Below are 20,455 nucleotides of genomic sequence, written 5' to 3' on the forward strand. Positions count from 1 at the left end.
CTCACGTCGGCGGCGAGCTCGATCATCCGCAGGCGCGTGGTCTCGAGCCGCTGCGCCGACAGCAGCACCGCCGCGTAGTCGCTCTCGCCCAGATCGTACTGCGCGGTCGCGGCCGCGAGATCGCGCGTGCGGGCCGCGACCACCTCGTCGTCGTAGAGCCGCCACGACCGCAGCGCGCCGTCCAGCTGCGTCCGTGCCTGGGTGACCTCCGCGTCCACGCGCTGGCGCAGCTCGACGACACGCCACCTCGCCGCCTCGAGCTGCGCGCGCGCCGGCCGACGCCGAGCTGGTTCTGCGACGCGATCGGCAGCTCGCCTTGCACGCCGCCCGTGAACGCCGGCCCGACGCCGTACCCGACGCCGGCGAGGTTCAGCACCGCGGCGCGCTCGAGGCCGACGCGCGCACCCGCGGTCTCGAGCGCGAGCTGGGCGGCACGCAGGTCGGGACGCGTGTCGCGAGCGCTCGCGGCCCACGCTTCGCCGGCGGACGACGCGTGCGCTGCGATCGTCGCCGGCGCCATCGCGCTGGGGTTTGCCGCACGCAGGGACACGCCGCCCAGCCGCGCCTCGAGCCGAGAGCCCGCGATCGCGACCTCGTCGCGGGCACGGGCGACCTCGTCGCTCGCGAGCCTGGCATCGGCCTCGGCGATCTCGGCCTCGGTCACCGGCACGTCGCCGCCGTTGGCCCGCGCGCGCACGATCGTCGCGATCGCGGCGAAGTCTGCGGCCAGCGAGCCGCGAACCGCCAGGCGGTCGTGGGCCAGCGCCCAGTCGGCGTGCGCCAGCTTGACGTCACGCGCGAGATCGACACCGATCTGCACCACCTGCGCCGCGACGACATCGAGGTTCGTCCGCGCCACCTTGATGCGTCGCGGCATCGTGACGAGGTTCTCGATCGGCCACGTCAGCAGCACGCTCAGCTGCTGCGGACCCGCGGGGAACAGCAGTCGCAGGGTCGGATTGGACGGTCGCTTGGCCGCTGCGAGCTCGGCCTCGGCCGCGTGCAGACGCGTGAGCTCGATGCGAAAGGTCGCGCTGTTCCACAGCGCGATCGCGACCGCCTCGTCGGCGCTCACACCATCGTCCAGCCGCACCTCGGCCGGCAGCGCCGGCGGGGCATCATCGCCGCGCTCGGTCGCGAAGCCGTGGCCGACGCGCTCGCGCAGCTCGCCCTCGACCAGCGCTTCGGGCTGCGCATGCCTGCAGCCCACGACCCCACCGAGCGTGCCCGACAGCAGCGGCACCGCCAGCGCGGTCGCGATGATCGATCGCACCGTGGCACCGTGGCCGCTTCGATGCGCTGGCGCAAGCCTCGGAGCCACGCGGTCGTTAGTGCGTCGTTCGAGTTGCGCCGCGTCGGGGTCCTGGACGGAGTTCGCGGCCTGCCCCGACGGCTGCGACCTGCAGACCGAAGCGTGGCTGGAGGACGGCCGTGACGCGGCATACTGGTACATGGAGCACTGGTGGGACGGCGACGGTTTCGACTACGCCGATGCACTGGCGGTGATGAGCACCGAGAGCGGCATCGCGGAGGCGACCGCCGCCGAGCAGCTCGGTGCGCTCGAAGGCTCGAAGTAGAACCGTCCCCCGCGACCACCGCGACGAAGGTGATTCCCCGGGCGCGGCGGCGATGCTAACCACCGGTCTCGATGTCCGAGCCCGACCTCCGCGCCATCCTCGAGCAGACCCGCACCATCGCCGTGCTCGGCGCCCATTGGGAGCCGCAGCGCGCCGCGTGCTACGTGCCGGAGTACCTCGCGAGCGTGGGCTATCGCGTGCTGCCGGTGAACCCGATCGGCGCGGGGCGCAGCGGCTTCGGGGCGCCGTTCGTGGGCTCGCTCGCCGAGCTCACCTGGGCGGTCGACATGGTCGACGTGTTCCGCCGCGCCGAGCTGCTGCCCGCGCACGAGGCCGAGATCCTCGCGATGACGCCGCGGCCCGCGGTGGTGTGGCTGCAGCTCGGCATCCGCAACGACGCGTTCGCCGACCGCCTGCGCACCGCCGGCATCACGGTGGTGCAGGATCGCTGCACGCTGGCCGAGCACCGACGCCTGGGGCTGCCGCCCCACGGCCGGGCGTAGCGCACCGCGACTTGCTACGCTCGTGCGCGCGGTGGCCCGCGGCGCGCATCCGGAGGATCCGGCCCTGTTCGGGGCCGCAGCGCTGCCAGCCCTGCAGGCGGCGACCGCCGAGCTGTCGTGGCTGCTGACGCGCGGCTATGCCGAGCGCAGCGCGACCGCATTGGTCGGCGATCGCCACGGCCTCGACAAGCGCCAGCGCGACGCGGTCCGCCGCTGCGCCGCGGGCACGTCGTCGCTCGCGGGCCGTGCCGCCCGCGCGTGCGCGGCCGCGATGCTGCACGGGCACGCGCTCGCGATCGACGGTTTCAACTGCCTCATCACCACCGAGGCCGCGATCGCCGGTGCGCCGATCTTCCGCGGCTGCGACAGCGCCCTGCGGGACATCGCGAGCGTGCACGGCAACTGGCGCGAGGTCGCGTCCACCACCGCGGCGCTCGCCGTGCTCGCCGACGCCCTCGCGGCGCTGCGTCCATCCGAGGTGGTGTGGTATCTCGATCGACCGGTGTCGCGCAGCGCCGAGCTCGGCCGCGAGCTCGAGCGCGTGGCGGCCGAGCGCGCACTGCCGTGGCGGGCGGAGCTGGTGTTCGACCCCGACGGCGTGCTCGCCCGCGGCCACGACGTGGTCGCGAGCGCCGACGCCGGCGTGCTCGATCGTTGCGGCGCGTGGTTCGATCTGGTCTCGTACGCGCTGGCGCTCGCGCAGGTGCCGGCGTGGATCGTCGATCTCGGCGCCGCGTCGGCGTGAGCGCGGCGGCTACGAGCCGGTCTGCGGCATCGAGCGCTTGGCCCAGCGCGCCACCAGGTCGCGGAGGTCGGCCAGCGTGAATGGCTTGGCCAGCGCCTCGCCGCTGTAGCGATCGAGGAAGCCCTTGGCCTTGGGCGTGAATGCGCCGCCGGTCATGAACACGAAGCGCGCGGCCTGCTCGGGCTGACGCAGGCGCACGGTCTCGTAGACGTCGATGCCCGAGACGCCCGGCATCATGATGTCGCACAGCACGAGGTCATAGCGGGTGCGATCGCAGGCCGCGATGGCCTCGGCGCCGCTGTGCACCACGGTGATCTGGTGCCCCGAAAGTGCCTTGCGAACGCTCTCGCCGATCAGCGGCTCGTCGTCGACCACCAGCACGCGGATGCCGGGACCCGCGGGCGACGGCACCGACGTCGACGACTTCGCAGGCGCCTTCACACCGCCGATCGCGGTCGGCAACACCACGCGGAAGGTCGCGCCCTCGCCGGGCCGGCTGGTGACCTCGATGCGACCGCCCAGCGAGCTGATGATGCCGTGGCACACCGATAGCCCCAGCCCAGTGCCTTCGCCCTGCGGCTTGGTGGTGAAGAACGGCTCGAAGATGCGCTCGAGCAGCAGTGGATCGATGCCGATGCCGGTGTCGGTGATCGAGATCGAGACCCAGCCGTTCTCGGGGGTCGCGGTGACGACGGTGATCGAGTGTTCCTCGCCGCCGGCCTCTGGAATCGCCTGCGCTGCGTTCACCAGCAGGTTGACGAACACCTGCGACAGCCGGCCTTCGTGGGCGGTCACCGTCGCCGGCGCGCCGTAGGCCCGCACCAGCCGCGCCCGGTGGCGGATCTGGTTGTCGGCGATGCCGATCGCGGTGTCGAGCACGCGATGCACGTCGCAGGGCCCGGCCTCCTCGTCGCGCTGGCGTGCGAACGAGCGCAGATCGCCGACGATCCGTCGCACTCGCCCAGCGCCGTCGAGGCAACCGTCGACCAGCTCGTTGATGCGCGTGCGCGAGTCGTCGGTCATCTCCGTGCGTGCGAGCGCCTCGACCACGAGCTCGAGGTTCGCCAGCACGTAGGCCAGCGGGTTGTTGATCTCGTGGGCCACGCCGGCCGCGAGCGAGCCGACCGAGGCCAGCCGCTCGGCGCGCTGGAGGTTGGCGCGCAACGACTCGCGCTCGCGCACGTCGCGGGCCGACAACACCGCGAAGGTCTCGCCGTCGAACTGCAGCGCGCTGGCCGAGACCTCGACCGCGACCATGCGCCCCGAGCGGTCGCGCAGCCGGGTGTCGTAGCGCAGGGTCCCGAGCGCCACCAGCCGCCCCAGCCACTCGTTCCAGCCCCGCACGTCGAGGTCGGCGTCGAGCTCGGCCAGCATGCGACCGTCGAGGCTCGACGGCGCGTAGCCCAGCAGCTCGTTGGCGGCCGCGTTGGCGTAGGTGATGGTGCCGCCCGACTCGACCCACAGGATGAGGTCGCCCGCGCGGTCGACCGCGAACTGCGTCATCCGCAGCCGTCGCTCGGCGTTGGTGCGGGCGGTGACGTCCTCGAACATCACGTAGCTGACATCGATGCCCTCGAAGCTCGCGCGCGTGACGGGTATCTGCCGGGCGACGATGCGACGCCCGTCGGGCCGTACGAGGATGATCTCGATCGGCGGCGGCGGTGCGCCCGATCGATCGAAGCGCTGCGAGCGACGCTCCATCACCTCGCGGAACTCCGGCGCGACGAAGTCTTGGACGTTGGCACCGACCAGCTCCTGCCGCGAGAGGCCGAAGATGCGCGCGGCGGCCCCGTTGGCGTACTGGACGATCGAGCCGTGGCGCGCGATGACCCCCAGCGGGCAGCGCTCGATCACGCGACGGAACTCGGCCTGCGTGCGCAGCAGCGCCTCGCGGTCGACGTCGTGCAGGCGCTGCCGCGCGAGCCTGCGCTCGGCGATGCGCACGCGGGTCATCAGCACCGCGGCGTCGACCGGCTTGGCCATGTAGTCGTCGGCGCCGGAGTCGAGCACGCGCTGGAGATCCTCGGGGCGATCGCGGGCGGTCACGACCAGCGTGAACACGCCCTCGCCGCCGGGCTGTGCGCGGATGCGCTGCACCAGCCGCAGGCCGTCGATGCCGGGCAGCAACCAGTCGGCGACGACCAGCGAGAACGGCGTCTGCGCGTGGGCCACCATCGCCACCTCGGCGTCGCCCACGGCCAGCACTTCATGACCCACCGCGGCAAGCTCGCGGCGCATCACCTCACGCTGCAGCGGATCGTCTTCGACGACCAGAATACGCATCGGAATCGATCCCAGCGTAACGCGGTGGCGGAGCCTTGGGCCAGGGCTTCGGCCCGAGCCGGGACCGATTTCTACAGGTCCGCGCGTGCAGGTGCGTTCGAGGGACACCTGCAGCAGCGCACGAGCGGCCCACCACGGGGCCGGCGCTGCGTCACGCGAGGGGCAACCGGCGCGCCCGGCCGAGGGCACCCTCTTCTAGCGATCGAGGCGGGCCCGAACCGCCGCGGCCCAGGCCTCGAGGTTCGACGAGGTCGACTCGGCGAGGGCGGGCGATTGGGTCAGCTCGACCAACCGATCGCGCAGCAGCTCGCACCCGCGACGGATGCGGCTGCGCATGGTGCCCTCGGGCACCTCTAGGATCTCGGCCAGCTCGGGGCCACGCACGCCCTCGAAGTAGTACAGCTCGAGCGCGACCTGCAGATCGATCGGCAGCTTGCGCAGGGCCAGCAGCAGGTGGCGCTGCTGCTCGTCCTTGGCGAGCAGACCGGTCGGCGAGATGCCGAGGTCCTCGCACGAGGTCGCGCCGAGATCGATGATGCCCTCGCGTCCGCGTCGCTCGAGGTGGTTGTAGAGCTTGCTGCGGGCGGCGGTGAACAGATAGGTGCGGAAGCTGGCGTCACCGCGGAAGCGGTCGCGGGCCTGCACGAGCGCGAGGAAGGTCTGCTGGACCAGGTCGTCGGCGGCGTCCTGCACCTTGTTGCGGAAGAACCGGTACAGAGGATCGAAGTAGCGATCGAACAGTTGATTGCCGGCCTTGGCGTCGCCGCCACGCCACTTCTCCAACAGCTCGAAGTCGTCGTTCGTCACGCCGTGCCTGGGCGTAGCGTATCACCGCGACGCGCGGCGCGGGTCAGCCGTCGGTGGTGCCGTCGCCCGCGGCGACCGCGGGCGGCTCTCCCGCGCCCAGGCTCTGCTTGAGCGCGGCCATCAGGTCGATGACCTGCGCCTTGGGGCTGGCCTGCGGCGCCGCGGTGATGTCCTGTCCGTCGACCTTGCGCTGGATCAGCGCCTCGATGCGGGCACGCACCTCGTCGGAGTACTGCTCGGGGCGGAAGTTCTTGCGCGCGCCCTGCTCGACCAGCTTGATCGCGAGGTCGAGCTCGCCGTCGCGCAGGTCGGCCTGCTCGATGCCCACCTCCGACATCTGCCGCACCTCGGCGGGATAGTGGAGCTGCTGCATGATGAGCCCGAGCTTCACCGGCCGCAGGAGCACGAGGTACTGCTTGCCACGCGCGGCGTACTTCGCCAGCGCGACCAGCGAGGTCGCGCGCAACGCCTCGGCGAGCAGCTGGTAGGCCCGCGCGGCGCCCTCCTCGGGCGCGAGGTAGTAGGCCTTGTCGTAGTAGATCGGGTCGACCTCGGAGATGGGCACGAACTCGACGATGTCGATGCCGCCGGTGGCCTGCTCCTCGACCGCGTCGAGCTCGTCGGGGGTGAACACGACGTACTGCCCCTTGGCGAACTCGAAGCCCTTCACGGTCTCGTCGCGCCCGACCACGACGTCGTGCTTGGGGCAGTGGAACTGGTACTTGAGCCGGGTACCGCAGTCCTTGTGGAGGTTGTTGAAGTGGATGCCGTCGGAGGGTGACACCGACGTGAACAGCTTCACTGGGATCGACACCAAGCCGAAGGCGATGGTGCCCGACGAGATCGCACGCGCGGCCATGACCGCTCTACCTTGCGACGCCGCCGCGACGATTGCAAAGCGCTTGCTGCGGGGACTACCCGGGCCGTGCGGCACCGTGGCACACTGGCGTGAGCGCGGCGGCGCGATCACCCGCCGACCGAGGCCCGCTTGGCGCGATCGAGTCGATACGGCCGCCGCAAGGCCCGCCCGGGAGCGCCCGCGCCCGCCGCCGACGCCGGCACACTGACGCGCTACCGCGAGAAGCGCTCGGCCGATCGCACGGCGGAGCCGTTCGGCGGCGTGCCCACGACCTCGCCCGGCGGCCCCAAGCTGTTCGTGATCCAGATGCACGCCGCACGGCGCATGCACTGGGACCTTCGGCTCGAGATGAACGGTGTGCTGCGCTCGTGGGCGGTGCCCCGCGGGCCCTCGCTCGACCCCGACGACAAGCGCATGGCGGTCGAGACCGAGGACCACCCGATCGAGTACGTCGACTTCGAGGGCATCATCCCCGACGGCAACTACGGCGCGGGCGGGATGATCGTGTGGGACCGCGGCATCTACACCGCGCACATCCCCATGGACGAGGGCTACCGCGACGGCAAGCTGCTGTTCGAGCTGCACGGCCACAAACTGCGCGGGGTCTGGACGCTGGTGCGGACTGCCGGCGGCGACGGCAAGCAGTGGCTGCTGATGAAGAAGCCCGACGGCGGCTCGGTGCGCGCCGGCGCCCAGCCGCCCGACGACAGCTCGGTGCTCTCGGGTCTCACGATCGAGCAGCTGCGCGAGGGGTTCGGTCGCACCGCCGAGCTGCGCGCGGCACTGCTCGAGGCCGGCGCGCCACGACGCCGGGTGGTCGTGGCGGCGGTCGAGCCGATGCTGGCGCAGGTCGGTGAGGCCCCGTTTCGTCGCGAGGGCTGGTGGTTCGAGCTCAAGTACGACGGCTACCGCGTGATTGCGGGCGCGACCGAGCACCGCCCCGAGCTGCGCTACCGCAGCGGCTTCGAGGCCACCGCCGCGTTCCCCGAGATCAGCCGCACGCTCGCCGCCCTGCCCTACGAGCACGTGGTGCTCGACGGCGAGGTCGTGGTGCTCGACGACGACGCGCGGCCCAACTTCCAGCGCCTGCAGCGTCGCGCGTTGTTGTTGCGCGCCCGCGACGTCGACCGGGCCATGCGCGAGCACCCGGTGGTGCTGTATGCCTTCGATCTGCTGGGCTTCGAGGATTTCGATCTGCGACCGCTGCCGCTGTCGCTGCGCAAGCAGCTGCTGCAGCGGCTACTTCCCCGCGCGGGTGCGATCCGCTACGCCGATCACGTCGCCACCGAAGGCCTCGCGCTGTGGGCACAGATCGAGGCGCTGGGGCTCGAGGGCGTGGTCGCCAAGCGGGCCGACGCGGCCTACGTCGGCGGCCGCAGCCCGCAGTGGATCAAGCTGCGCACGGAGCACACCGCCGACTTCGTGGTGGTCGGGTTCACGCTGCCCGAGGGCACCCGCACCGGCCTGCGTGCGCTGCATCTGGCGGCCTGGGAGGACGGCGCGTTGATCTACGTCGGCCGCGTCGGCAGCGGCTTCGACGAGGCCGCGCTCGCGGGCCTGCGGGCCGCGCTCGATCGCCGCGTCCGCGACACGCCGGCGTGTGCCGGGCCGATCCCGAGCGGCCACGGGTTCGTGTGGGTGGCGCCCGAGCTGGTCGTCGAGGTCCGCTTCAAGCACCGCACCGACGAGGGTCTGCTGCGACACCCGGTGTTCCTGCGCACGCGGCCCGACAAGCCGGCCGCCGACTGCACGATGCCGACCACCGGCCACGCCGACGCGCCCGGCGAGCCCGCGGCTGCATCCGCACCGACGGACACCACGCCGCTCGACGACGACGGTGACGACGACGACGGTGCACTGGCGCTGGCCGATCGCGAGGCCGCCGCGGCGGCCCCGACTGCCGGCCCGCACCGCGTGGTGGTGTCGAATCCCGACAAGCTGTTCTGGCCCGACGACGGTCTGCGCAAGCAGGACCTGGTGGGGTTCTACCGCGAGGTCGGGCCGTGGCTGCTGCCCTACCTGCGCGACCGGCCGCTCGTGCTCACCCGCTACCCCGATGGCATCGCCGGCAAGTCGTTCTTCCAGAAGAACGCGCCGCCCTACATCCCGTCGTGGTTGCGCACCAAGACCATGTGGAGCGAGCACGCCGAGCGCGAGATCGAGTACTTCGTGTGCGACGAGGTCGATGCGGTCGCGTACGTCGCGAACCTCGCGACCATCCCGCTGCACGTGTGGGGCAGTCGGCTGCAGGATCTGCAGCACCCCGACTGGTGCATCCTCGATCTCGACCCCAAGGGCGCACCGTTCGTCCACGTGGTCCGCATCGCCCGCGAGATCGAGGCGCTGTGCCGCGACATCGAGATGCCGGCGTTCCTCAAGACCAGCGGGTCGACCGGCCTGCACGTGCTGCTACCGCTGGGCCGTCAGTGCACGTTCGAGCAGTGTCGCGCACTGGGCGAGATCCTCGCCCAGGTGGTCGCGCGGCGGCTGCACGACATCGCGACCATCGAGCGGCACGTGCCCTCGCGACGGGGCCGCGTCTACATCGACTTCCTGCAGAACGGCCACGGCCGCCTGTTGGTCGCGCCGCTGTCGCTGCGGCCGCTGCCCCGCGCGCCGGTGTCGACACCGCTGCACTGGCACGAGCTGCGCGACGACCTCGACACCCACGACTTCAACCTCCGCACGGTGCCCGCGCGGCTGGCCGCAGTCGGAGATCCGATGCGCGACGTGCTCACGCTGCGCCCCGACCTGCCGGCCATCCTGCAGCGCCTGCTGGAGCTGACCGAATGAACACCACGCCACTGCGCATCCCCTACAGCGCCCCGAGCGGCGAGCGCGGCGAGGTCTCGGCGCTCGCCAGCGAGGCCGCGCCGGGCACCGCGTCGGTGGGCGCGCTCGCGCTGGCGCACGGGGCCGGGGCCGACATGCACCACCGCTTCATGGTCGCGCTCGCGGAGTCGCTCGCGACCTGCGGCGTGGCCACGCTGCGCTATCAATTCCCCTACACCGAGGCGAAGCGCCGGCGCATCGATGCGCAGCCGCTGCTGCTGGCGTGCGTACGCGCGGCCGCTGCGGCCTGCGCCACCCACTGGCCCGAGCTGGCCTGCTTCGCCGGCGGCAAGTCGATGGGTGGACGCATGACCACCCTGGCGGCCTCGATGTCGCCGCTGCCGGTGGTGGGCCTGGTCGCATTCGGCTTCCCGTTGCATCCGCGTGGGCAGCCCGCCACACACCGGGCGGATCATCTGGCCCAGCTGCCCCATCCGCTGCTGGTGCTGCAGGGCACGCGCGACGAGCTCGGCGAGGTCGCACGGCTCGCGCCCTGCTTGCCCGCGAGCGCGCAGCTGCACGTGGTCGAGCACGCCGATCACGGCTTCGACGTCCTGCGTCGCTCGGGTCGCGACGCGGCCGAGGTGATGGCCGAGCTGGCGCGCACGGTCGCCGATTTCATGCTCGCACACGCGTCGACGCCCGCCGAGCCGCGCGAGCCCCTGGTATAGTCGGCGTCCTCCGCAGTGCGCCCGACGGTGGACGGATGTGGAGTTTCTCGGAAGGACGAGCGATGGCGCAGGGATCCAGAGGCGGCGGCACGGCAGCACCCGATCAGTCGTTCCAGGCGGTGCTCGAGCAGGTCCGCGCGGCCCCCGAGCAGGCCGACGCATGGGCGCAGGCCGAGGAGCTCGCCGATGCGCTGCAGCGGCCCGACGATCTCGCGGCGGTCTACCGCGAGGTGCTCGAGGGCCAGCTCTCGCGTCCGGTCCGCACCGAGCTCGCGCGCCGGGCCGCACGCTTCCACGAGGAGTGGTTCGGCGACGATGCCGATGCGATGAGCGTGCTGTTCACGCGCATCGTCGAGCTGGATCCGGAGGCCGACTGGGCGCTGCAGCGGCTGGTGGTGGTGCTGACCGTGGCCGAGCGGTGGGACGCATTGCTCGACGTCTACGACCGCGCACTCGCCCACGCCCCCAACGCGCAGCGGCGCAAGCAGCTGCTCGACGAGGCCGCACACATCGCCAAGGACTTCGCGGCCGACCCCAACCGCGCGGTCGACTACCTGCAGCTGCAGCTGGAGTTCGAGCCCAACAACCTCGCCGTCGTCGCCGGCATCGAGCGCCTGCTCGAGCGTCAGCGCCGCTGGGAGGACCTCATCGAGATGTGGCAGGGCCGCGTGCTCGACATGCCCACGCTCGAGGCCCGCGCGACGCGCCTGCGCATCGCGAACGCCTTCATCCGCCACCTCGACGCGCCCGGCCCCGCACTCGAGGAGCTGCGCGTGCTGGTCGGCGACGCGCCCGATCACGAGGGCGGGCTGACGTTGCTCGAGTCGATCCTCGCGCAGGAAGGCGCCCCGGACGCGGTGCGCCTGGGCGCGCTCGCACTGCTGCGCAAGAGCTACGACGCCACCGGTCGCGGCGCCGAGGTCATCCGTGCGATCGAGCGCGCGCTCGGCTTCGCCGACGGCGGCGAGCGCCTCGCGCTGCATCGCGAGGCGGGCACGCGGCTGGCGATCGCCGACCGCGACGCCGAGGCGATGGCCCACTTCGCGACCCTGCTGCAGCTCGAGCCCGCCGACACCGACGCCCGCAAGCAGCTGCGGGTGCTGGCCGATCGCGCCAAGCTGCACGCGGTGCTGGCCGACGCCCTGGTCGGCGCCGCGCAGACCGCCGAGCCGAGCCTGCGCATGTCGCTGCGCTACGAGGCGGCGCAGATCCACGCCCAGCGGCTGGGTGCGCCCGAGCAGGCCGCGTCGCTGCTCGCCCGCGTGGTCGAGGACAGCGAGGCCGATCGCTCGCTCGCGCTGTCGGCCGCCCATCAGCTGGGCGAGCTGCTCGCGACCGCGGGCCGCGACGAGCAGCGCCTGGGCCTGCTCGAGCAGCTCGCCGAGCTCGAGCACTCGGCCTCGCTGCGCCGCGCCGTGCTCGGCGAGGCCGGCCGGCTCGCCGACGCGCTCGGACAGCCCGAGCGCGCGCTGTCGGCCTACGCCCGCCGGCTCGCCGCCGACCCGCGGGACCGCGACGCGCTCGACGCCAGCATCGAGGTGCTGCATCGCCACGGCCGCACCGTCGAGCTGGTCGCGGCGCTGGGGCAGCGCGCGGCCGCAGCCACACTGCCGCAGCAACGACGCGCCGACCTGGTGTGGCGCGCACGCCTGCAGGCCACCGAGCTGGCCGCGATCGACGACGCGATCGCGACCTGGATCGAGATCCGCAGCGAGTTCGGCGACGAGCCGGAGACCATCGACGCGCTCGACGCCCTGCTCCAGCAATCGTCGCGCAGCAACGAGCGGGCGCGGGTCGCCGAGGCGGCCTCCCATGCACTGCGGGATCGTGCGTGCGCGCTGGCGGTGCGGCTCGGCGACGTGCAGCGGGTCTCGCTGGGCGACGCCGCCGCGGCGGTGGCCGCGTACACCGACGCGCTCGCGATCGATCCCGGCAACGCAGACGCACGTGCGGGCCTGCGGGCGCTGCTCGACGACGCCACCGCGGGCCACGCCGCCGCCGATGCACTCGCGATCGCCTACGGCCGTCGCGGCGACGCCGACGGCCTGCTCGAGCTGGTCGAGACCCGCGTACGTCGCAGCCAGGAGCCACGCCGTGCGATCGCGGTGCTGCGCGAGGCCGCCACGCTGCACGAGCTGCACGCCGGTGACGCCGCGGCAGCGCTCGAGTCGATCGCGCACGCGTTCACGCTCGACCCCACCGACACCGGGCTCGAGCACGACCTGCTGCGTCTGGGCGCCGCGACCGGGCGCTGGGACACCGTCGCCGACGCCTACCGCACCGCCACCGCCGTCGCCGCGCACCCGGCAAGGGCCGCGCACCTGCACGCCGCCGAGGGCCGCGTGCGTGAGCGGGAGCTGGAGGACCCCGACGGTGCCGTGCGGGCCTACGCGGCCGCCGGCGAGCACGACCCCGAGTCGATCGACATCCAGCGATCGGTCGCGCGGGCAGCCGCACGCGCGGGTCGCTTCGCCGACGCGACCGCGGGCACGCTCGCGATCTGTCGCCTTCGCGGCGAGGTCGACAGCGGCTCGATCGACGCGCTGACGGCCGCGGCCGCGGCCCGCAACGCCTGGACCGAGTTGGTCGCCGCGATGCCGCCGGCGATCGCCGCCGCCGCGTTGCCGCCCGCGATCGCGCGGCAGCTCGAGCTGCTCACCGCGCGCTGGGCCCACGAGCACTGCCACGATGTCGCGGCCGCCGCTGCTGCGGCCGCGCGCGCCCACCTGCGCACCCCCGACGACGTCACCGCGCTCGCGCAGCTGGTCGCACTGCAGCGAGAGCTCGGCGACCCCGGGTTGCTCGACAGCCTGCTCGCGCTCGATCGCCTGCAGCCCGACCAGCTCGTGTCGCTGCGCGAGGCGGTCGAGCTGCTGGCGGCCTCGGCCCCCGAAGCGCCGGCGACCCGCGAACTCGCCGCCAACCTCCACCACAAGGCCGCGCGGCTGCTGCGGGCTGCCGGTCCGCGCGCCGACGAAGCGCTGGTCGACACCACCACCGCATCGCTCGCGCGTTGGGTCGACGGCCTGCTCGCGCAGGGCGATCGCGCCGCCGCCATCGAGGCGTTGCTGCAGGCCGCGACGCTGCCGCTGCCGCGCGCCCAGGTCGAGGCGCTCGAGCATCGCGCCGCGCGTGCGTGCGTCGAGCACGGCGATCGCCGTCGCGCGATCGAGATCCTCCGGCACCTGCTGACCGCGCGCCCCGACGACCGTGGGCTGGTGGCCGAGCTCGCCGCGCTGTGCGAGGCGGAGTCCCAGGTGCTCGAGCTGGTTCATCTGCGCACCCGCGAGCTCGACCTCACCGACGAGCTCGCGCGGCGGCTGCAGCTGCGACTCGAGCTCTCGGCTCTGGTCGGCGAGCTCGAGCGCCGCGGCGGCCGCGTCGACGCGCTGCAACGCAACCTCGCCGAGCACCCCGGCCACGTCGCTTCCATCGACGCGCTCGCGACGATCCTGCACGACAAAGGTCGGCACGGCCAGCTGTGCGACGTGCTCGAGGCCCAGGCCGACATCCTCGAGCGCGCCGGCGAGTCGCGGCGTGCCGCCGAGCTGTGGTCGATGGCCGCCGGCATCGCCGGCGATCGGCTCGGCGACAGCGCGCGCGCGATCGCAGCGCTGACGCGTCAGGTCGGGCTGGTCCCCGACAACGACGCCCTCGATGCCCTCGCGCGCCTGCACCTCGCGCGCAACGAGCCCGCGGCGGCGGCCACGTGCCTGCAGCGACGGCTGCAGAGCACCGAGGCCGGCGCGCGCGTGCCGGTGCTGCTGCGACTGGGCCGCGCGCTGCTGCAGGCCGAGCGCGAGCGCGACGCCATCGCCACACTCGAGGCCGCGTTCGAGGAGGCGCCCAAGAACGGCGAGGTCCGCAAGCTTTTGCTGCGGCTGTACCGCTCGCGTGAGAACTGGGAGAAGTTGGCGCGCGCGCTCGTCATCGCCTCCGAGGCGGTCGCCGACGACGCGACCGTGCTGAGCTACGCCCGCGAGGCCGCGGAGATCTATGGCGACCGCCTCGATCAACCCGACCAGGCGGTGCCGGTGCTCATGCGGGCGATCGCGCTCGGCGACGCCGATCGCGGGCTGCGGGCGCGCCTGGGCGACGGCCTGCGGGTCGCCGGCCGCACCGACGAGGCCCGCGTCGTGCTCGAGGCGCTGATCACCGACTACGGCCGCCGGCGCTCGCCCGAGCGCGCCGCGGCCCACTTGCTGCTCGCGAAGGTCCTGCACGCCGCCGGCGAGCGCGACCAGGCGCTCGATCAGCTCGAGCTCGCCGCCGGCATGGATGCCAGCAACCCGGCGATCATGCACATGCTCGCGCAGACCGCCCGCGAGGATGGCCAGCTCGATCGCGCCGAGCGGTCGTACCGGGCCCTGTTGATGCTCGTGCGCCGACCGCCCGACGGTGAGGAGCGCACGCGCTCCCCCATCGGCGCCGCGCAGGTGCTGTACGAACTGGCCACGATCGCGCGCGAGCGCGGCGAGCAGGCCCAGGCCCAGGAGCTCGTCGAGTCGGCGCTCGAGGTCATCGTCCACAGCGATGCCGAGGCGCCCGCGCTGCAGCGGGTCCTGCAGCAGCGCGGCGACAAGGCCCTGCTGCGTCGCGTGCTCGAGCTGCGCCTGCACAGCGTCGACAATCGCCGACGCCGTGCCGAGGTGCTCGCCGACCTCGCGCGGGCCTACGCCGCCGACGACGATCACGACCGGGCCTTCGAGCACTACCTGCTGGCGATCGCCGCCGACCCCGGCAACCCTGCGCTGAACCAGGAGGCGCGCGAGGCCGCGGCCCGCAGCGGCCACGTGCAGCGCTACGCCGACGAGCTCGAGCAGCAGCTGGAGAAGGCCCGGCGCACCTCCGACGTGCACGTGCGTTGCGAGCTGCTGCTGCGGCTCGCCGAGGTCATGGAGCGCGACTGGGGCGACTACGAGCGCGCCGCCGATCTGCTCGCGCAGGCCGAGGGCACCTCGGTGCGCGAGGTCGACGTGTGGCGGGCCGCGGCCCGGGTCGCGGCGCTGCGCGGCGACACCTCCGAACAGATGCGCATCCTCGAGCGGCTCACCACGCTCGGCGAGTCCGCCGCGGAGACCCGTGCCGACGCGCTGTATCGCATGGCCGAGGTGCAGCTCGCCGATCCCGACGCCATCGACGACGGCATCGAGACCCTGCAGCGCGCGCTGGCGGCCAACCCTCGCCACGAGCGAGCCGCCCGCATCCTCGCGCGCGCGACCGACCCCGAGCGTCAGGCCCCGCGCGCCGATCTGCTGCAGCTGTTCGAGCAGGTCGCCCGCAAGAGTCAGGACGAGGGCGCGATCCTGCAGGCGCTCGAGCGGCGCGTGGCGCTGCCCGAGGCGACCCCCGACGAGGTCCAAGAGGCCGCGACACTCGCGCGTCGTCGGGGCGAACAGGCCCGCGCGCGCGCGCTGATGCTGCGCGCCGTCGAGCTCGGCAGCGCGATGCTCGACGCCGGCACACGCACCGCGTGGGCGATGATCGGACTGGCCGAGGACCACCTCGCGACCGAGGAACACGACGGCGCCGTGCAGTGGTTCGTCGAGGCCGCGGGTGTGTGCCCACCCGCAGAGCTGCTGGCGTTGGCGCAACGCCTCGCCGACGCGGTCGGTGACGACGGCGCGGTGCGGGTGTGGGAGGCGCTGCTCGAGCGCGATCCCTCGCTGCGCGGGGCCTGGGAGCCGTTGGCGGCGCTGTACCGCCGCGGCGGCGACACCGACCGACTGCATCGTCTGGTCGACGAGACACTCGACTCGCTGGCCGGCGCCGCCGAGCGCATCGCGATGCGACTCGAGCTGGTGCAGGCGCTGTTGGCTGCCGGCGACCCGCGCGACGAGGCCTCGGCGGTGCTGCAGGAGGTCCTGCGCGAGCAACCCGATCACGCGCAGGCGCGCGCGCTGCTGCTCGAGCTGCTCGAGCGCACCGGTCGGGGCGGCGAGATCACCGACCTCATGCGCGAGCAGCTGGTCGAAGATCAGGCGCGCGGCGATTCGGCCGCGGTGGCCGCGAGCGCGCTGGCACTGGCGCAGCGCCTCGCCGACGATGACCGCGAGGACGCGCTGTCGGCGATCCGCACGGGTCTGCAGTGGGCGCCGAACGACCGCCGCCTGCTCTACGCGGCCTCCAAGTGGCTCGGCGACGACGCCTTCGACGAGCTGGTCGCGGTGCTCGGGACGCTGATCCAGATCGAGCCGCCCGACACCGGCACGGCGCTCGCCATCGACCTCGCCGATCGCCACGCCGCGCGCGGCGACACCGAGGCCGAGCTCGCAGCTCTGGTCGCCGCCCACCGTCGCGCGCCCGACCACGGCGACGTCCGCCGCCGGCTCGAGCGTGCCTACGAGAACCGCGGCGACTGGCGCGGTCTCGCCGAGGTGCTCCGCACCGCCGCGCAGGTCGAGCAGGATCCCACCGCCCGCGTCGCGATCCTCCGGCAGTCGGCGGCGCTGCACCGCGATCTGCTCGGTGACGTGAACGCCGCGCTCGAGGTGCTCGCCCAGGCCTGGACCAGCAGCCGCGCCGACGCCGAGCTCGGGCTCGAGTACGCCAGCGCGTTGGCCAACGCCGGCGAGCTCGCACGTGCCATCACGGTGCTCGGCGAGGTGCTCGACGCGACCGACGACGAGCAGGATCGTCTGCCGCTGCTGACCACGCGCGCGCAGCTGCGTCAACGCGGCGACGATGCCGATCGGCTCGACGCCGCGATCGCGGATCTGGAGGCGGCGACGGCGATCGATGCCGCCCACGCCGCGCACGCGCTGGTCGAGGCGATCGAGCAACGGCTGGCAACCGCGCGCATCGACGGCGACACCGCGGTCGAGCGCGCTGCGTTGGTCCGCGTGGTCGAGCTGTACCAGCTGCTCGAGCGCCGCGACGACGCCCGCAACGTGCTGACCGAGTGGCTCGAGCGCGAGCGCAAGGACACCGGCGCGCTGCAGATCCTGATCGAGATCGATGCCGCCGACGATCGCTGGGACGCGGTCGCGAAGGCCTGCGCGCGACTGGTCGCGCTCGAGCAAGGCGAGGCGCAGGTCACCGCCGCGCTGCGACTGGCCTACGCCTGCCGCCAGCTCGGCCGCCCCGAGGAGGCCCGCGCCGGGCTCGAGCACGCGCGGCGCAAGCAGCCGGGCAACATCGAGATCCGTGAGGAGCTGCGTCGCATCTACGAGCAGATCGGAGCCGATCGCGAGCTCGCCCGCCTGCTGGCGCAGACCGCCGAGGACACCGAGGACCCGCAGGCTCGGCTCGAGCTGATCCAACAGGCGGCGGCGCTGTTCGTGGCGCAGGGCGACACCGAGGCCGCGCTGCCGCTGGTGACGACCATCCTCGAGCTGCTGCCCGGCGATCTCGGCGCGACCGCGCTGCTCGCCGACATCCAGCTGTCGCTCGGCGAGGTCGAAGCGGCGCAGGCCCTGCTCGACGCGGCGATGGCCGACGCGCGCCCGCGCAAGCCCGCCGAGCTCGCGTTGCTGCACCACGGCCGCTCGCGGACCGCTGGCGCCCGCGGGGCCACCGACGAGCAGCTGACCGAGCTGCAGACCGCGTTCAGCCACGACAAGAACAACGGCCAGATCGCCGGCGAGCTCGCCGACCTCGCGGAGGCGCTCGAGCAGTGGGACCTGGCGGTGAAGGTGCTGCGCACCATCACGCTGATCGACGGCGAGTGCCCGATCAGTCGCACCTCGGCGTTCTTGCGGCAGGCGAAGATCGCCCACCGCCGCGGCGATCGTCAGCGCGCGGTGCTGTGGGCCCGCAAGGCCAAGCACGAGGAGCCCGAGTCGAGCGAGGTCGCCGACTTCCTCGCGGAGCTCGGCGAGGGCTAGCAGCCGCAGCGGGCGTCAGCCCGCCGGCACCCACACGCCGGGTGCAATCTGCAGCGCCAGGCCCAGCGCCTCGGCGCGCAGCAGATCGAGCGCGACCGCGGGGCCACCGAGCCGATCGAGCGACGCACCGCGGGCACCCGCGAGCTGCAGCCGCGCGCGCAAAGGCTCGAGCGCCTGCGGCCAGTGGACCGGCGCGACGCGGCCCTGCAGCCACGCCACCAGCGCCTCGGGCCCGTCGCCCGGCCGCAGCGCCCGCGCACCGGCGGCGACCAGCGCCGCGCACCCTGGCGTCCCCACCACCGCGGCCACCGCGATGCCTCGGCGCAGTGCGAGCCGGCCGGTGGTCTCGCTGCCCGAGCGGGCCTCGGCCTGCATCACCACGCACGCGTCGCACAGCGCCACCAACAACGCGTTGCGGCTCACGAACATCGCCCGGCGCGGCGGCGTGCCGGATGGCTGGGCGAACAGCACGCCGCTGCCGGGTGCGGCCGCGATGGCCTCGAACAACCCGCGGTGCTGCGCGGGATAGGGGCGATCGCTGCCGCAGGGCAGCACCGCCAGCTGCGGCACACCGTGGGTGAGCGCGGCGCGGTGCACCGCGGCATCGATGCCGATCGCACCGCCCGAGGCCACCGCGTGGCCGTGCTCGGCGGCGACGCGCACCGCCTGTTCGACCTCGCGGGCGAGCGCGTGCAGCATCGCGCGACTGCCCACGATCGCCAGCCGCGGCGAGGGCGGGAGCGCGCCATGCAGCTCGAAGCGCCTTGGCGCCCCGGCCAGGCCCAACTGCGCGGCGTCGATCGACCGGCGACTCACCGCCGGTGTGCGTCGGCCGGCGCAATCGGGCCGTTGCAGCTGTGCACGCGCGGCCGACCGCGTCAGCCGCCGATGCTGACCTTGCCGCCGGCCTTGCGCGAGCCCCTGCCCGACTTGGTCTGGCCACTGGCCTCGAGCTCCGGCTTGCCACGGGTCGCGGCGTCCTGCTGCTTGCGCTCGCGTTCGAGGATCTCGGGACCCCGCAGCTCGACGTGGTCACCGCGCTCGATCTCGCGGCGCGCGTAGGTCGTGGCGCACAACGCCGTGTCCTGCTGGGTCTGCAACACCACCAGGGCCCCGATCACGCGCCGCGGCCAGCCGTCCTCGTAGGGGATCTTGAAGACGCGCTTCTTGGTGTACTCATCGCCCTTGCGCACGACCTCGAGCACGTTGCCGTTCTCGAGGCCCTGCTTGCTGCCGAGGTTGATGACCACGAACTGGGTCTCGCCGACCAACACGTGATCGCCCAGCAGGCTCTTGCGCTTGCGGGTCTTGGCGATCGGGATCGGACTGGTGTCGTTCATGGTCGCGACCACCAGGCCGGCGGCCGACTTCTCGGCCGGGACCTCGTCGACGCGGCGGAACTGGCGACGCAGCGGGCCCACGCGATACCCCCGCTCGACGGGGTTCACCGCCACCGCGATGGTGCCCTCGGCGGTGTTGCGCGCGATGGTCTGCACGTCGACCTCGCCCATGATCTGCACGATGTAGCCGATGACCTTGCGGTTCTTGAGATCGTAGACCTTCTCGTGCGGCGCGTAGACCACCAGGCGTTCACCGGGGATCGGTGGCCGCGAGCGGTCGTAGCTCATGTACACGGTGTCGAGCGTCGACATCATGACGTTGGCCTCGCCGCCGCCGACGATCTTCATCGCGGTGTCGAACTGCGCCGCGTCGACGAACGCGGTCTGGTTGAGCACGAAGCTCTGCGGCGTCGCGCCCTCGGGCACGTGGGTCTGGCTGAAGCGCAGGTTGGGCTGGTTGGTGTTGCCCGGACCCCGGCGCGGGTCGTACAGCCGCACGCGGTCACCGGGGAAGATCCAGTGCGCGTTGGTGATGTGCTCGTTCCACGACCACAGCCGCGGCCACGCATGGGGGTCGCGCAGGTAGTAGCCCGAGATGTCCCACAGCGTGTCACCGCGCTGGACCACGTGCACGTCCGGCACCTGGTCGGCGTAGTCGGGATCCTCGTCGAAGCGCTCGTCGTACAGCTCGAGGCCGTCGACCACCTCGCCGGCGGCGTTGAACGAGCGCGCCGTCGAGCCGTAGGTCTGATCGGCAGACTTCGCGGCTCCACGCGCGCCGAAGCCGGGGTCGTCGCTGGTGCTCGGGTCGTTGCGACCGCCCGCGGGCGGCGTGCCGAAGGCCGCATCGATGGCCGCGGCGCGACGGGTGTTGGCGGCGTCGACCCCTGGCTGCGGCGAGTAGCTGCCGGTGCCGGGTGCCAGCGCACCGTCGTCGTCGGCCGCGGGCGCGGCAGCGGCGGTCAACGGCCACAGCGACAAGAGGAAGGCCGGCAGCGTGCGTCGCATCGTG

Annotated in this window: 12 protein-coding genes; 6 read left to right on the forward strand and 6 right to left on the reverse strand. The window is 73.2% G+C overall.

The window, feature by feature from the left end; all coding sequences use genetic code 11:
* Positions 1–22: 22 nt before the first annotated feature.
* Positions 23–1,273, reverse strand: coding sequence for a TolC family protein (locus IPH07_08515; GenBank protein ID MBK6917427.1), 1,251 nt, complete (start codon positions 1,271–1,273; stop codon positions 23–25).
* A 58-nt stretch (positions 1,274–1,331) separates the two neighbouring features.
* On the opposite strand from IPH07_08515, the gene IPH07_08520 reads away from it, so the two are divergent.
* The 3 genes from IPH07_08520 to IPH07_08530 all read left to right on the forward strand — a co-directional run bounded on the left by IPH07_08520 (position 1,332) and on the right by IPH07_08530 (position 2,825).
* Positions 1,332–1,577 (forward strand): hypothetical protein, encoded by a 246-nt coding sequence (locus tag IPH07_08520; protein MBK6917428.1) that lies wholly within the window; start codon positions 1,332–1,334, stop codon positions 1,575–1,577.
* A 71-nt stretch (positions 1,578–1,648) separates the two neighbouring features.
* Positions 1,649–2,080, forward strand: a complete 432-nt coding sequence (locus tag IPH07_08525) for a CoA-binding protein (GenBank protein ID MBK6917429.1) — start codon at positions 1,649–1,651, stop codon at positions 2,078–2,080.
* Between the two features lie 31 nt (positions 2,081–2,111).
* Positions 2,112–2,825, forward strand: a complete 714-nt coding sequence (locus IPH07_08530) for a DUF434 domain-containing protein (GenBank protein ID MBK6917430.1) — start codon at positions 2,112–2,114, stop codon at positions 2,823–2,825.
* A gap of 9 nt (positions 2,826–2,834) precedes the next feature.
* Here IPH07_08530 and IPH07_08535 read toward each other — a convergent pair whose 3' ends face one another.
* From IPH07_08535 to IPH07_08545, 3 genes are all read right to left on the reverse strand, one after another.
* Complete coding sequence (locus IPH07_08535) at positions 2,835–5,108, reverse strand: response regulator (protein ID MBK6917431.1); 2,274 nt, start codon at positions 5,106–5,108, stop codon at positions 2,835–2,837.
* Positions 5,109–5,303: 195 nt separating this feature from the next.
* Positions 5,304–5,915 (reverse strand): sigma-70 family RNA polymerase sigma factor, encoded by a 612-nt coding sequence (locus IPH07_08540; protein MBK6917432.1) that lies wholly within the window; start codon positions 5,913–5,915, stop codon positions 5,304–5,306.
* 43 nt (positions 5,916–5,958) lie between these two features.
* Entirely contained in the window at positions 5,959–6,774 is an 816-nt protein-coding gene (locus IPH07_08545; protein ID MBK6917433.1) for a Ku protein, read from the reverse strand.
* A 204-nt stretch (positions 6,775–6,978) separates the two neighbouring features.
* On the opposite strand from IPH07_08545, the gene ligD reads away from it, so the two are divergent.
* The 3 genes from ligD (at position 6,979) to IPH07_08560 (ending at position 18,103) form a co-directional block, all read left to right on the forward strand.
* The gene (ligD, locus tag IPH07_08550; GenBank protein ID MBK6917434.1) at positions 6,979–9,567 is read left to right on the forward strand and encodes a DNA ligase D; all 2,589 of its coding nucleotides are present in this window, start codon (positions 6,979–6,981) and stop codon (positions 9,565–9,567) included.
* A 95-nt stretch (positions 9,568–9,662) separates the two neighbouring features.
* On the forward strand, positions 9,663–10,277 hold the full coding sequence (locus IPH07_08555; protein ID MBK6917435.1) for an alpha/beta hydrolase: 615 nt from the start codon (positions 9,663–9,665) through the stop codon (positions 10,275–10,277).
* 62 nt (positions 10,278–10,339) lie between these two features.
* Positions 10,340–18,103, forward strand: coding sequence for a tetratricopeptide repeat protein (locus IPH07_08560; protein ID MBK6917436.1), 7,764 nt, complete (start codon positions 10,340–10,342; stop codon positions 18,101–18,103).
* Positions 18,104–18,118: 15 nt separating this feature from the next.
* On the opposite strand, the gene IPH07_08565 is transcribed toward IPH07_08560, so the two are convergent.
* On the reverse strand, positions 18,119–18,919 hold the full coding sequence (locus IPH07_08565) for a DNA-processing protein DprA (protein ID MBK6917437.1): 801 nt from the start codon (positions 18,917–18,919) through the stop codon (positions 18,119–18,121).
* Between the two features lie 62 nt (positions 18,920–18,981).
* On the reverse strand, positions 18,982–20,451 hold the full coding sequence (locus tag IPH07_08570) for a LysM peptidoglycan-binding domain-containing protein (GenBank protein MBK6917438.1): 1,470 nt from the start codon (positions 20,449–20,451) through the stop codon (positions 18,982–18,984).
* Positions 20,452–20,455: the final 4 nt, after the last annotated feature.

The sequence above is a fragment of the Deltaproteobacteria bacterium genome, from assembly GCA_016709225.1.
Lineage (GTDB): Bacteria > Myxococcota_A > Polyangia > Nannocystales > Nannocystaceae > Xiheibacterium > Xiheibacterium phototrophicum.